Origin of the sequence: Streptomyces sp. NPDC048349 (assembly GCF_040651925.1) — a bacterium.
Classification (GTDB): domain Bacteria; phylum Actinomycetota; class Actinomycetes; order Streptomycetales; family Streptomycetaceae; genus Streptomyces.
Genome location: NZ_JBEZLA010000010.1, coordinates 108,817 through 122,292, shown reverse-complemented (window position 1 = coordinate 122,292; position 13,476 = coordinate 108,817). Strand labels below are relative to the sequence as shown.

10 protein-coding genes and 2 pseudogenes are annotated in these 13,476 nt (G+C 69.7%); 5 read left to right on the top strand and 7 right to left on the bottom strand.

Translation table 11 applies throughout. The annotated features are described in order from the left end of the window. Positions 1-1,351: 1,351 nt before the first annotated feature. Together AB0D44_RS08735 and AB0D44_RS08730 are read right to left on the bottom strand one after the other, a co-directional pair. Entirely contained in the window at positions 1,352-1,903 is a 552-nt protein-coding gene (locus AB0D44_RS08735) for a hypothetical protein (protein WP_362586505.1), read from the bottom strand. A 17-nt stretch (positions 1,904-1,920) separates the two neighbouring features. Then, positions 1,921-2,220 carry a NucA/NucB deoxyribonuclease domain-containing protein gene (locus AB0D44_RS08730; protein WP_362586502.1) on the bottom strand — a complete coding sequence of 100 codons (300 nt, stop codon included), beginning with the start codon at positions 2,218-2,220 and terminating at the stop codon, positions 1,921-1,923. Positions 2,221-2,529: 309 nt separating this feature from the next. Here AB0D44_RS08730 and AB0D44_RS08725 point away from each other — a divergent pair, with 309 nt between their 5' ends. Then, positions 2,530-2,727, top strand: a complete 198-nt coding sequence (locus tag AB0D44_RS08725; RefSeq protein WP_362586499.1) for a hypothetical protein — start codon at positions 2,530-2,532, stop codon at positions 2,725-2,727. Between the two features lie 64 nt (positions 2,728-2,791). Here AB0D44_RS08725 and AB0D44_RS08720 read toward each other — a convergent pair whose 3' ends face one another. From AB0D44_RS08720 to AB0D44_RS08710, 3 genes are read right to left on the bottom strand one after another with little or no spacing between them, the layout of a single operon-like run. Further along, positions 2,792-3,094 (bottom strand): hypothetical protein, encoded by a 303-nt coding sequence (locus AB0D44_RS08720; RefSeq protein WP_362586496.1) that lies wholly within the window; start codon positions 3,092-3,094, stop codon positions 2,792-2,794. Positions 3,095-3,138: 44 nt separating this feature from the next. After that, complete coding sequence (locus AB0D44_RS08715; RefSeq protein ID WP_362586493.1) at positions 3,139-3,594, bottom strand: hypothetical protein; 456 nt, start codon at positions 3,592-3,594, stop codon at positions 3,139-3,141. Beyond that, complete coding sequence (locus AB0D44_RS08710; protein ID WP_362586490.1) at positions 3,528-4,310, bottom strand: hypothetical protein; 783 nt, start codon at positions 4,308-4,310, stop codon at positions 3,528-3,530. The genes AB0D44_RS08715 and AB0D44_RS08710 overlap by 67 nt, the downstream gene beginning before the upstream one ends. Positions 4,311-4,713: 403 nt before the next feature. Between AB0D44_RS08710 and AB0D44_RS08705 the strand changes: the two genes are divergently transcribed. Together AB0D44_RS08705 and AB0D44_RS08700 are read left to right on the top strand one after the other, a co-directional pair. Then, a complete protein-coding gene (locus AB0D44_RS08705) occupies positions 4,714-5,583 on the top strand; it encodes a hypothetical protein (RefSeq protein WP_362586608.1) in 870 nt (289 codons plus the stop codon). A gap of 2 nt (positions 5,584-5,585) precedes the next feature. Then, positions 5,586-5,744 carry a hypothetical protein gene (locus tag AB0D44_RS08700; RefSeq protein ID WP_362586605.1) on the top strand — a complete coding sequence of 53 codons (159 nt, stop codon included), beginning with the start codon at positions 5,586-5,588 and terminating at the stop codon, positions 5,742-5,744. Here the strand turns inward: AB0D44_RS08700 and AB0D44_RS08695 are convergent. Then, a pseudogene (locus AB0D44_RS08695) lies at positions 5,718-5,873 on the bottom strand (IS5/IS1182 family transposase); the annotation flags it as partial. The gene AB0D44_RS08700 and the pseudogene AB0D44_RS08695 overlap by 27 nt on opposite strands. A gap of 225 nt (positions 5,874-6,098) precedes the next feature. On the opposite strand from AB0D44_RS08695, the gene AB0D44_RS08690 reads away from it, so the two are divergent. Then, positions 6,099-6,791, top strand: a complete 693-nt coding sequence (locus AB0D44_RS08690; protein WP_362586487.1) for a DUF6338 family protein — start codon at positions 6,099-6,101, stop codon at positions 6,789-6,791. 109 nt (positions 6,792-6,900) lie between these two features. Here the strand turns inward: AB0D44_RS08690 and AB0D44_RS08685 are convergent, their stop codons facing one another. Further along, positions 6,901-11,838: a tetratricopeptide repeat protein gene (locus AB0D44_RS08685; protein WP_362586484.1), complete on the bottom strand. Its 4,938-nt coding sequence runs from the start codon at positions 11,836-11,838 to the stop codon at positions 6,901-6,903. 491 nt (positions 11,839-12,329) lie between these two features. Between AB0D44_RS08685 and AB0D44_RS08680 the strand changes: the two are divergent. After that, positions 12,330-13,328, top strand: a pseudogene (locus AB0D44_RS08680) (tyrosine-type recombinase/integrase); the annotation flags it as partial. Between the last annotated feature and the right edge of the window lie 148 nt (positions 13,329-13,476).

Genomic DNA, 13,476 nt, shown 5'->3' with positions numbered 1-13,476 from the left:
CATGTTGGTGCCCTGCAGGATGATGACGGCCTTGGACTCCGAGATGTCTGGTAGACGTCCGGCAGCGGCTTCTCGCCGACCCTCACACTCGTGGGTGCTGTTTCAGCACGGCACGTGTGTCGTGCTGACTGCTCCTGAAGGCGAGCTGCCGAACAGGCCACCGAGATCCTGAGGGAGTTCAGCTCCGCGCGCGTCGGTTCTTCGGTCGGCGACTTTGCGGTGATCGACGTCAGTGATGCCGGGGGATGGGTCGTCATCGGGCATCACAAGGACGTCCTTACCTACGTCGGTCCCGATGAGCCTCATGATCAGTCGCAGATCTCTGTCGGACTGTGTGGACGATCCAAGCGGCATCGGGACGGCACCGAACTGCGCGTCCTCCATGTCGAGGACAGCCGAGCCGCAGCGGGCCCGGCGTAGCCACCGTGTGTCCCGCATGCGCAAGATCACCTCGGCGCGAGGGTCGGTCGGGCACTTCGCTTGAGGTGGTATGGGTTGGGAGCATCAGGGTCCCCAGCAAGGTGGTAGGGCTGAAGCCCATGGTTGGTCCGCTCCAAGCCGAACTCCCAGGTGTACTGGGCAATCGGAGGGAGTGGCTGGGTCGTCCACTCGTCGATGTTCCTGGGGGGACGCTGGATTTGTCCTGTCACGTTGGTGATCGAGATCTGGACCGCCGGGGCGCCACCGATCGTCTGCCCACTGCCCCCCTTGACCAGTTGCCAGGTTCCGGTGCCCGTCAGCCCCCAGCCTTTGTCGAAATCCCAGTCCGCGCCTCCAAGGGGGCGAATTTGCTGTTCATCCCCTTGGTGGTCGGGCTCGTCTCCGCATCGTGATCGCTGCGTTCACCAAGGCCCTCGGACCACTGGGACGGGTAGTGCCCACCATCTTCGGCCGGGAAGGCTCTCCCGGCGGCGGAGCAGTGTAGAGCCGCCGGACCACGACGGCCGCGCACACATCTCCTGGACCCTGGTGGTCAATTCAGGGTGGCGTTGGTCATGCCTTCAGGAGGGGCGGAGAAGGGGCCGCTGTTCGAATTCTTCCGCCGTGCTCGCGCATGCACAGCGGCATGAGGGGCTCCGCGGCGAGTACATGCCGCCTTCGACTAGGAGGGCAAGGAGGTGCATATCGACGACGAATCGGTGCAGTGAACGTGCCAGGCGCCCGGGCATCTGCGGGTGCAGGCCAGCGGCCGTGTCGTGGGACACAGCCGCCAGCAGTCGGCGATGTAGGCGGCCCGCTCCCGGAGTTCCTGGGCTTCGCTGTCGTCGTTCAAGCGCCTCGGCGGAGGCCTATGTCGGGCCGCTTGGACCTTCACGGAGCGGATGCCGCCCGCGTAGTCGAGGAAACTGCCTCAGGTGTCCAGAGGACATTCGTCGTCCTCGTCCTCGTCCTCGGGTTCGGATTCCCGTACGAACCAGAGATCGAGGGTGTACTGCTCAGCAGTGGGACACCGCTCCCATGCATTGCCGATCCGCTCCGGGCTCCATTGTTCCTCGACGGCACGGCGCATAGCGGCTTCATGATATGCGGCGGCCGCCGCTCGCCCACTCCACGTGGCGTGACCTTCGTAAACGCCGGGGCGGGGCAGGCTCATCTCCCCCGCCGGCCCGTAGGTGAGCTGGTTGACGACGAGCAATCCCGTCTCGGACTCCAGGGACACCGCAGTCGTGCCTTCGGCTTCCGCCGAGGCCTGCTGTGGGGCGTCCCAGATCCTGAGGGTGACCTGTACAGGGATGTCGGGCTGGAGGCTGTGAAGGTAGAGGTGGTAGCCGTTTCCGGCGACTACCCGGGTCCTTGACTGCCTCAGCGCCTCGTCGTCGCCGAGGTAGGCGTCGGAGTCGTAGACCTCCACGATCCCGCGGTCTGGCTGGGCCATGGTGATGTACTCGGCGGTGAGAGGCATGGGGTCTCCGTCGTTGCTCAGGGAGTGATCTTCACGTAGAACGCGTCTCCGTCGAGCACGCGGTTCAGGGTGAACATGTCGTTGAGGCGGCGGCCGCCCGTCTCGTTGTCGGTTCCCTCGATGAGCCGGGCGGAGAATCGGTTCCCCGGGGCAGCGGCGCCTTCCTTCGTTGAGGCGAAGGGGTACTCGTCGCATTGGAGCTTCGTTCCGCTGTAGTCACCCCAGACATCGTTGCATGTGGCGATCGCGTTCTCGCGGTTCTTTTTCTGCTTCTCCTTGTCGATGAGGCGATGCAGGGGTTCCGTGGCTCCGGGCACGGTCTTGCCAGCCCAGGATGGGAAGGTGCGTTCGGGGAGCTGCTGGCGTCGAGAATGTGCCGGGCACTCTGGTCGACGGCAGGGTCCTTCAGACTCATCACGAGTTCGACGCGGCCTTCTGTGAACACGGTGCCTTTGTGCTTGCCCGCGGTCGGCCCTGCGTAGTCGAAGCGGACGCTGGAGTAGGCCATGACGGGATCGGTCCAGGGCACTGCGGTAGGTGAGGACACCCGCATGTCCAGAGTGATCATCCCGGTGACGACCTGGGTGTTGGCGGGTTCGAGTTTCCCGGTATCGGGCGAGGTGTAGTTGAGCTGCCAGAAGGGTTTGGCGGTCCACTGCGCGATGTTCTCACTGCGGGTGGTGACGGCCGGTTTGGTCATCTGGGGGTTGGGGCCGCTGGCTGAGGCGTTGATCGTGTGGCTGAAGTTCTGTTCGATCTTCCACGTCGTGGGATTCTCGCCGGCAGTCGCCTTGGTGCGGATGTTCTCGATACTGCTGGTGTAGTCGACACGGCGGGATCCGTCGTAGGAGAAGCCGAGGATCCACAGGTCGAACCAGAGTTCGCCTCTCAGGCGGCGCTTGTCGTCGACCAGCTTAGGTACACGGGCTGGTGCACGCACGTCTCGAAGCGGTTCTTGACCCAGCCCTTGCGGGTCTTCGCCTCCGGGCGGGTGGCGCACTCGGTGCGCAGGTCCTTCTCCTCCTGGCCGATTGCGGCCGTGGTGTTCGGACCTGCTTGAGGAATCGTTTCTGCATTGGCTGGGCCAGCTGTTCCGAGACCGGCTGCGAGCACGAGCAGGGTGGACAGGACCGTGGTCGCGGTTCGGCGCCGACGGGTTCGGCCGGGCAAGGGCGGGCGGCCGTCAGGCACGGCGGGCTCCTCGGCTATGGGCGGGGCGGTCACGGCGGGGGTGGTCAGGAGCGGCACATCTGCCCCCAGCAGGCTTCCAGGAGCTGGCCGGTGCCGGCCGAGTAGGTGGCGCGGAACCCCTGGAAGGTCAGGCCATGCTGCTCCAGTCCGTGGTTCGGCGACGAGGACTCCACGGTCACCACAGCGGTGTCACCGGCGGTGGGCGACTGCAAGCCGAGGCCGAACGTGGCTGCGGCGCCGAGAGTTCGGGTTTCCGTGGTCACGCGCAAGGTGTTCTGGGCAACCCCGAAGGATTCGGCGGCGCGGGCGCCGATACCGGCGGTGTTCCCTGGGGCGCTGTCCATGCGCGCGGAGGAGCGGGGGGCGCTCTGGAGCGCGGCGGCGTTGCAGACCTTGGCGGTCTGCACACATGCGGACAGGCCGGGGACCGAGGTCAGACAGGTGTCGGGATCGGTGGCCAGGCACCGTGACAGCGCCTTCTGGTCGACGCCGTTGAGCATTCCCGTCGATCGGGGAGGCAGGGGGCTCCCAGCCACCCCTCGTCGTCCAGGCCCTGGCGGGCCTCGGCCCGCCGCAGCTGGTCGGCGGCGATGCGGGCGTCCAGGAAAGACGGCGCGACGGCGTCCGCGATGAGGCGCGCGGCTTCGCCGGCCGCGTCCGCGGCGTCGCGGTACGGGCTTTCGGCCGGGGCCAGCAACAGGCTGGCGACGTAGGCGGCGATGTCGTCGGCGCAGTCGGGGCCGTCGCTGCGCAGCAGGCCCGGCGCGATCCCCTCGGCGTCGAGGGCCTCGGTCAGCCGCCGCAGCAGCTCGTCGGCACGCTCGTCGAGGAGGTCCTCTCCTGTGGGGTAGACCACGTCCGGGGAACTGCGGATTCCCAGGAGGAGGCGCACGAGGCGCACCCGGCCCGGGCCCCTGAGGCGGGCGAGGGGCAGGACGACGTCGTTGAAGAGGGCGAGTGGTTCTTCGGCTTCGTCCAGCGCGTCGATGACCACGGTGAGGGGTCCGGCGGCGGCTTCCGCCCGCTGCCTCACCCGCCGAAGCAGCGACTGGAGGGGTGGCTGGTCGGCCGGACCCGGTGCCGCCGGCTCCCCGTGCCCGGAGGCGAGGCCGGTGAGCAGGTCCTCGACGATCATCCGGGCGGACTTGTTGCGGGCCAGCACGGCGACGTCGACGGCCCCTGGGTCCGGCCTCAGTTCGGCGGGGATTCCCGCCACCGTGGCCGCGTACCGGGGATTCGTGACGAAGCCCGGGTCGGAGAGGGTGACCGGCGGGCCAGCAGCGCGGACTTCCCGGAGCCGCTGCGCCGGTGACCACGAGAACGCCCTCGCCGCCGCGCAGGAAGCCGGTCATACGGCTCATCGGCTCGGCCCGGCCGCTGAAATACCAGCCCGGGTCGTCGTCGGCGGCCCGCCCCGATGCGCGCTCCAGCCAGAACTCGTCCAGGGCGTCCTTCTCCGCGCCCGTGTCCGCCCCAGACGTCAGGGCCAGCTGGCGCAGCGCCGGGCCGGTCGTGCTGGCTGGCGCCCGATAGCGGGGGTTGGGCAGGCAGGCGCTGGGTCCGCGCCTGCGGGAGTGCGGGACGATCCACTCGGCGCGCACGAGGGCCTTCTCACCACCGTGTTCGTCGCGCCCGACCTCGTCCAGGAGCTGCTCCCACTCCTGGAAGGAGAGGTAGGGGGCGGTGTACCCGGCGGCTTCATCCCGCATCCGTTCGCAGGCCAGTGCCACGCGTTCGGTGAACGAGCCGACCAGGGGCTGTTCCTCGTGGTTGCCGGAGGTGACCACGGCGGCCCCGTCGAATCCATGGCGTTCCGTGGACAGTGCTTCGAGCAGGCTTGCCAGTTCGGCGCGCAGGGTGCCGGAGAAGCAGGAGTCGACGAGGACCAGCACGTGCTCGGAATGGCTGTCCAGGACCGCGGTGATGACCTCGCTCGTGGGGAACGCCGTGGCGAACAGACGCTTGGGGTCGGTCTTGGCAAGCGTGAGGAAGTGCCGGGGCGCGACGCGGCGCAGGCCGTGCCCGGTGATGTAGACGATGACCGCTTCCCGGTACTTCGCCGCGGCGAGGTTCTCCTTGCGCAGGAACTCACGGAGCTCGTCCACCGAACGCACGGCGGGCGCCCGGCTCACGTGGAAGCGGCGGTCCTCGCCGAGGCCCGGGTCGGCCAGCCAGTCCGTGATCCGCTCCACCTGCGTGGCGATGGCCTCGTCGAAGCCGGGAGGGCTGTCTTTGTAGCCGTCCACTGCGACCACGACCAGCCGCCGCCGGACGATCCCGTCCAGCTCTTCCCCACCCACCGCTATCCCCCTGCTCCGTGCGCGATGTGCGGCGCGCGGCTGGTCCAGCCTATCCGCGGTGGACGGTGGACGGTGGACGGCGGGTCGGCCGTTGCGGGCCACGGATACGATCGGCAGCGAACAGTCCCGGTGGACTGCCGGACCGTTGGTTGCACGGTGGAGCGGTGTACGGGGAATGGGGGAACGTGAACATGCTGCAGATCGTCGGTGTGCATGGCATCCGGCAGGGGGCCTCGGCCACGACGGCGGAGCTGAGCGGGAGTTGGCAGGAGTCGGTGGACGAGGGGCTGGCCGACTCCGATCAGGCTGCTGCGGCCGGTCCCTCGCAGGTAGCGGCGGTTGCGGCGTGAGCTGCATGCCTTGTCACCGCCGCGGTGGTCCGGCCGGGTGCGTGGCCGTCCGCCCTGCGGGCGTAGAACGCGGATGCGTTCGAGGGCCTCGATCATCTGCGGTGCGTCGCCCCACTGGCCCGGCGTGAGACCGCGCTCGTGAGCAGCGCAACGGATACCCGCTACCCAACCCGCTGACTGGAGTCGGTTGCGTTTCGTCGAGTAGCGCTGCCCGAATCCCGAGCAGCGGCTTTCCAGACCGGAGCCAAGCTCACCGGTACCAGGCTGAAAGAGGCCGAGATCGCCTGAGCGGCGGGGCTGCGCGGAGGCCGCCGCGCTGGGATCATCGCTGTGGGGCACAAGCGGAGGAGGCCCATGGCGCCGGAGACAACCGAGTTGGCCAAGAACGTCATCGCATTCCTGCTGGCCGGGATCGGCTCGACCGTCCTGTTCCTCATGCCCGGCTACCTGCTGGGCACGACCATGGGCCGCGGACGACAGGGTCCGGCCGTCGTCAGCGAACGGGCGTTCATCGCCAAAGTGGCCGCCGGATCCATCGTCGTGCACCTCATGATGCTGTGGTGGACGGCCCCGCTCGCCTCCGACATCGTCCGGCACGGTCCGGGTCGGTACATCGGCCAGATCGCGGCCTGGACGATGATCGTCCTGGTGGTCGTCCCGGTGGCCCTGGGAGCCGGGCTGTCGTTCCTGGCCGATGTCCGCCGTCCCGCCTGGCTGCACCGGCTGCTGGTCCGGATCGGCCTGTCCTCGGTGACCAGGGTCTCCGAGGCCTGGGACTGGGTCTTCAGCCGCGGGTTCCCCGCCTACGTCCGGGTCAGGCTCACCGAGGACCGGGTCGTCTACGGGCTGCTCGCCGACCGGTCGTTCGCCTCGTCCGACCCCGCGCACCGGGACCTGTACCTGCAGCAGCAGTGGACCGTCGAGGACGACTGGTTCGCCGAGCCCTATCCCGGCAGCAGAGGCGTTTGGCTGAATGGGAGTTCCATCGTGTCGATCGAGTTCTTCGACGGCAGGAACGACGAGGAGGACCCCGATGACCCGGCCTGACGATCCTTCCGAGGACTGGGAGCCCGACTGGGACGACGACCCCCACCGCGGCTGGCAGGCGGCTGCTCCGATGCGTAAGCCGCTGCCGCCCAAGCGCCCGGCCCGACGGTCACCGCCTCCGCCTCCGCCGTCGCCTCCGGACGAGGGGGCCGAACCGGTCGACGAGGCGTCCGCCTAGCCCTCGCTCCTCCGGGACGGCATTCAGGTCGACGGTGTCCACTGGGAGCCCGGCCGTTTCGAAGAGGTCGAACATCAGGGCCTCAGTCGCGTGGCGCACCACCGGGCGAAGTTCTGCCAGGACGTGCTCGGCGGCGGGCCTGCCGCCGGGCAGCACGGCGAGCAGCGCCGCGAAGCGCACTCCCGGCACGGCGTCGACCGCCTCGATGAGATCGTCGAGCGAGCCGGGAAGGTCGTCGTAGCGGGTCGCCACCCAGCGCAGCCGGTCGATGGTCTCCTCGAGCCTGGACGAGCCGGTCAGCCGGTCGATGATCGATACGGCGAGCAGCTGGTGGAACGCCTCGGCGCCGATCGCACCGCCGTTCGTCAGATGCGCCGCCAGGGTCGCGTGGGTGTCCCTGATCGCAGCCGGGTCGGGAGTGTCGCGGGCGCTGTAGAGCAGGCGCAGGGCGTCCCGGAGCAGCTCGGCCGCCTCGGTGTACCGGCCCTCGCGCACCTCGAGCTCGGCCAGCGACTGCCGGACGCCGGCGAGCTGCGCCAGGTCCCGCTCCTTCTCGAAGACGGCCTGGCAGCGGCGCAGGACCTCGCGGGCACGGGCCGGCTGGCCGAACTCGCGCAGCAGGAACGCGTTGTTGTACTCCGCTTGGGCGATCTCCAGTTCCGGTGCACCGCGCTGCGCCATGCTCATGACGATGCCGTCGCCGAACTCCAGGGCCTCCTCCCACCGGCGGAGCTTCATCGCCGCCCGCACGCCCGCGTTGAGCAGGACCTCCGAAACGTGCCACCGGTCGTGTACCCCGGACTCGTCCGCGCCCAGCTTGCCGAGTCGGCGCGACAGCCGCCGCACGTGCGGAAGGGCCTCCTCGTAGCGTCCCGCGGCCACCAGGGCCTGCACGACCTGCAGCTGGGCGGTCAGCCGCCGCCACGGATCCCGCCCCGCGCGACGTGCGTGCTCCTCCCCCCGTTCGGCGACTTCCAGGGCCTCCTCCGCGCGGCCCGTCAAGATCAGCACATTGACCAGCTGGCCGCTGGTGAGCGCCGCGGCCTGGTGGTCCCCGGCCCCGACCGCGTTGTCGAGGGACGCCCGCAGCTCGGCCTCGATCGAGACGTTCCGGCTGCGGACCAGCAGATCGGTCCGCAGCTTGTCTACGTCCGGCTCTACATCGGTGCCCCGGGCGAGCTCGTCCACGTCGGCGAGCCACACCTGGACGGCGCTGACCGTCTCGGCCGACATGTCACGCCCCGTGATCATGCTGAGCACCGCGAGCGCTTCGCGTGGGCGCTCGAGGGCCAGCAGGTACGGGACGGCACGGCCGGCGTAGAAGACGACCATGCGGCTGTTCTCTTCGCGGCGGCTCTGCTGGATGCAGAACCACCAGAAAGCGGCGACCACACCAGTCACCGCTTCGTACTCCTCGCCGGTGAGCAGGCCGCGGCCTGCCTCGACCGTAATCGGATGCATCAGGACGGAGCGGACGGCGTTCTCGATCGCCGGATCGCGGACGACCTCCGCCAGGCCGGAGCGGGTCAGGGCAGCGAGCACGGGGTCCAGGGCGGGCGCCTCGCCCTCCCCGCCGAACGCCCCCCACACGTCCTCCCAGATCGAGTTGACGATGGGCCCTGCCTCGCGGTCCGCATCCTCCAGCGCGCACAGGAACCGGAACAGGATTCGGGCCTCCTGCGGCAGGGAGGCGGCCGCGTCCTCCACCCAAGCGGCGATCAGGGTTCTGTGACCAGTCTGCCCGGCCAGCAGCAGGGGGTGCCCCTCACCGCCGCGCGCCAGCGAGGCGTCCGCTCCGGGGACTTCGCGGGCGAGCAGCACGCAGTCCACCGGTGAAAGCGGGTGGACCGGCTCGATCTTCAGGTTCGGGGGCGGATCCGCCGGGACGAGCCGCGAGGTGAACACGACCTTGGGCCCGCCGGTGCGTTCCGCGTACTCCCGCCACCGGTCGTCGCGCCAGGCGTCGTCCATGCCGTCCATGACGATCAGCGTCCGCTCGTCGAGCGCGCCGGTGGTTTCGGGGACCGCTCCTTCGCACCAGAGGATGCGGTCGTAGGTGTCGGCGAAGGCGTGTGCGAACTCCAGGGCGGTCGTGGTCTTGCCGATGCCCGGCATCCCGGTCAGCAGCACCGGGCCGACCGCCGCCAGACTGCTGACCTGCGCGGCCCGGCCGACGAACACCTCCGGCCGCTCAGGGAGTTCGCCTGAAACGCCGGGCTGGCTCCGCCTCGGGCCGGGCGGGGGTGTGATAGGCATCAGATCGGCCGTTCCTGCGCTGAGCAGAACCGGTGTCGCCGACCACAGCGGACGCCAGGCCCGTCCCGCAGCGTCGCTCCGCCGCCTCACGTCGGCCATCGCCTCCCGGACTGCGGTGGACGCTGCGTCGCCGGACAGCAGGCGCAGATAGAACTCCCGGGTGAACTCGACGGCGAACTCGTCGGCGAGGGGATAGCGCATGGCCAGGACCGCACAGTTCATCGCCGAGGCCAGCCGGATCGGCAGCGCCGGGGCCGGCGTCGGCTCGACGTCCTCCTCGTCGTCCCAGTCGGCTGTGGCGCCCGCGCCGGAACCGCACCATGACAGCACCATCAGCTTCAGTCGCCGTGCCGACGGATTCAGCATCCCGGTGATCTCGTCGGCCGTCACGGTCTCGCTCCGCCCGTGGCCGTCGTCGGTGAACAGCTCTCCGGGGCGTCCGTGCCCGGCCAGGTGCACGATGTCCCAGCCTTCGGGGTCGGGGAGCCGTTCTCGCAGGCGGTCGCGCGTGACTCCGTAGTGCAGGACGTGCAGCTCGATGGCACGGCCGCCGTCCGAGACCTCTTTGACGATCCGCTCGAGGGTCATCAGCTCGCGGCGCAGCGCCAGCGCGTCGGCGTCGGACAGCAGGCTGAACACCGCGAGGATCCGCAGGGCCGTCGACGGCATCTCCTTGTCCGCCGCGGTCGCCGTGGCCGCCGCGGCCGCCACGGTTTCGAAGACCAAGCTCACCGGTCGTTCCGCGAGTCGGACGCCGTCGCCGATATGGGCCAGCTCCCATGGTCTGTCCAGGAGCCAGGAGGCGCCCTCGGGCACCTGGACGCGCACGACGGCGGGTTCGGCGCGGTCCTCGCCGAGGATCGTGCCGACGGGGCCGAGGACCTCCGCCCCGGTCCACCGGCCGAGCCCGTCCATCAGCCTGAGCTCGTCGCTGCGGCGCCGGTCGGGTGAGGTCCGCCAGCGCAGCCAGGTGTGCAGGTCGGAGAAGGCGGCGAAGGACGCGTCCGCCGGGTCGAGCCGCACCTCGTGCTCCGTGAGCACGGTTCCGTCGGTCCGTGTCAGCTTCCACGTCCATTCCACCGGGGCGGCGGCATCCAAGACGCCGTCCGCTGAGAGGATCAGATGGGACGGATCCAGCGGAGGGAAGGGTGTCGTCTCCACGACCGCAGCCGGCTCCTCCTCTTCGGCGTTCCCGCCGAGCTCGCGCTCGACCCGTTCCAGGTCCCCGCGGTCCGCGAGCACATGGGGATGAGCCGGGCCGTCGATGGCCTCTCCTGCGGCCACCGCCGCGGCCAGCTGGTTCCGGGCCTCCTCGAGCTCACCCAGATCGCGCAGCACCCGGGAGAGCGTGGACCGGCAGGCGGTCACCCTGTAGTCGTTCTCCCCCACCGAGGCCAGCAGCTGGGCCAGGGCCTGTTCCATTTCGCGCCGGGCGCCTTGCAGATCTCCTTCCTCGTGGAGGAACAGACCCAACGACTGGTGGCCGACCGCGAGGTCCGGGCTGCCCGCTTCAAGGCGCCTCTCCCCGATCTCCAAGGCGGCCTGCAACTCCGCCTTGGCGGCCGCAGGTTCACCGAGCTTGCGGAGGACCGTCGACAGGTTGTGCCTGTACCGCGCGACTTCCGGGTGGTCTGGTCCGCGGACGGCCGTCGCCAGGGCGATCGCCTGGTCGATCTGGGCACGTCCCCCGGCCAGGTCGCCGTTCTCCGAGAGAGCGTGGCCGTACTGGTAGTACGCCTCGGCCAGGTCGGCAGGGTCGCCGCGCCGGATCGCGAGATGGATCTCCAGGGAGTCCTTCAGCAGCCGTTTCGCCTGCTCGGTCCGGCCCCGCCTGCCCGCGGTCATGCCCAGGTCCCGCAGAACCCGGGCGCAGAGCGGCTGGAGCCTTTCCATCTCGCGCACGTACGCGACCGCGTGCTCGGCGTGGCTCGCGAGCCGGTCGGCGTCGGCGGGGAGGCCCGTCTCGTTGAGTGCCTCGGCGCACAGGAGCAGTGCCGCACTGGCCCAGTAGGGCCTCACCACCAGAGTCCGGGCCGCGGCCTGCACCACGGAGTGCATTCTGAGCTCGGACCCGTCCGGCGCAATCTTGATCAGCCCGTACTCGGCCAGGGTGGCGCCGGCCGCGGCCCGCACCTCCGGATCGCGGAGCGGTGGCGGCAGAAAGCCCAGGTCCCCGTCGTGGCCGAACAGCAGCCGCAGGTCGAGCCGCGCGGGGGCGAGGAACGCCAGCAGGCTCATCAGTTCATACGCGCCGGGCCGGGACCGCAGCTCGCCCTTCATGGCCGACAGTGCCGCCGCCACCGGCGTCACCTGGGCGGGTACGGCCGCACGCATCACGGCTCTGGTCGCGCGGTCGCGGTAGACGATCCCGGTCAGGAGGCGGTTCGGACGCTTCAGGCCCTTGCGCACCCGCCGGAGATAGTCACCGAGGGAAAGCGAGTGCCGTTCCAGGCAGGCCCGGGCCAGCCGGAGGGCGAGAGGCGAATCCGCGAGTTCGGCGGCCAGTGCGTCCGCGTCGCGAAGTTCCACAATTTTGGTCACCGGTGCCAGGTACGCCAGCGACTCCTGCCGAGTCCAAGCCGGCACCAGACCGACGACCGCATCGTCCCGCATCCCAAAAGCTTACGGACCGAACGCCTTCCCGGGCGGAGAATCCACGCATGGGGCCGGTCTGTGCCTTGCCCTGTCCTCAGGCCCCTGGTCGGGTCACCGCACCGACCCGCAAACCACCAGCGCCGCCGCCGATGCCGGCGTGCGTGCCCCGAGCTGAATTCCCAGAACTCTGCCTGGGCCATCCCCGCATGCGCGGGGAGCAGCAGCACACGTCAACCTCCCGCTCCCAGTACGGCGGAGGTCCATCCCCGCAGGCGGCGGGAAGCAGTGTGGATGACCCGGTGCCCCATGCAGCCGGCAATCCAGCCTGTAGCAGTTTCGCCGGTTGCGGCACAGCCGACAGGGGTCAGCCTCGCCCTGCCGCATGCACGCCGGCAAGAGCACTGCCCAGCTGGGCTGCGGTCACCGGGCCGCGTTCCGGGAGAGAGGTCTGTTGCCAGACGCGCAGCGCCAGGTCCCTGTCACCGTCGGCAGCCTGGAGAACGTGACCCAGCAACCGTGGCGTTGCCGTTCCGTCCGCGCAGGGCAGCGTCAGCGCCTACCTGACGTACTGGCTGGAGGCCGTCGCCATCCACCAGCTCCGCGAGAACACCCACACCCGCTACACCACCTGCGTCAACCAGCAACTCATCCCCGGCCTGGGCAAGAAGAAGCTCACCAAACTCAGCGCCAAGGACGTCCGCACCTGGCTCAACCAGCTCCGCACCACCTGCCAGTGCTGCGCCCGCAGCATCGACGCCCGCCGCGACCAGCCCCGATGCTGCGCCGCCGGAGCGTGCTGCTCCAATCGGCTCTCCCCGCTGACGCTGGCGTACATCCACTCCGTCCTCAAGTCCGCCCTGGAACACGCCGTCCTCGAGGAGGAGATCACACGCGACGTGGCCCGCAACGTCCGCACCGGTACACCGCGCCCCCGTCGATTCGAACCACTCACGGCAGATGAAGCCCGCCAGTTCCTCGCTGCCGCCCGCGATGACCGCCTGTTCGCGCTGTACGAACTCGCCCTCCGCACTGGCCTCCGCAAGGGCGAACTCCTCGGTCTCCAGTGGGAAGATCTCGACGTTCATAACGGCACTGCCAGCATTCGCCGCACCCTCCAGCGCACCCAGACCGGCGGGCTGACCGCCCTGCCTACCAAGACCCGCGCATCGGAACGGCGCATCGCCCTCCCCAGCGAGTGCATCCACTCATTCAAGGCACACCGTGAGGTACAGGAAGGAGAACGAGAGGCCGCAGCGGAGGACTGGAGGGACAACGGCCTCGTCTTCAGCACGCCGGCAGGAGGGCCGATCGATCCCGCGAACCTCAATCGCAGCTTCCGCGCCCTCCTCGATCGGGCCGGGCTCCGCCGCATCCGCTTCCACGACCTCAGGCACTCAACCGCCACCCTCCTCCTGGAGCAAGGCGTCGAACTCGTCGTGATCAAAGAACTCCTCGGCCACGCGCACATCGGCGTAACCGCCACCGTCTACGCCCACGTCCGACTCTGACTCCAGCGCGACGCCATCGACCTCTTGGGCCGTGCTCTCCAAGGGTCCGACGACGCCACCAGACAGCCCGGCGACCGCGGCGAACCGCCGCTGTGTGCAGCGCCCGTCCGCTGACGTTGCCGTCAACTACTGCCGTCAGGCACCCACA

Coding starts and splice junctions, on each gene's coding strand:
- AB0D44_RS08735 (WP_362586505.1), bottom strand. CDS start 1,903: ATGCCTCTCACCGCCGAGTACATCACCATGGCCCAGCCAGACCGCGGG.
- AB0D44_RS08715 (WP_362586493.1), bottom strand. CDS start 3,594: ATGCTCAACGGCGTCGACCAGAAGGCGCTGTCACGGTGCCTGGCCACC.
- AB0D44_RS08700 (WP_362586605.1), top strand. CDS start 5,586: ATGCTGCAGATCGTCGGTGTGCATGGCATCCGGCAGGGGGCCTCGGCC.
- AB0D44_RS08690 (WP_362586487.1), top strand. CDS start 6,099: ATGGCGCCGGAGACAACCGAGTTGGCCAAGAACGTCATCGCATTCCTG.
- AB0D44_RS08685 (WP_362586484.1), bottom strand. CDS start 11,838: ATGCGGGACGATGCGGTCGTCGGTCTGGTGCCGGCTTGGACTCGGCAG.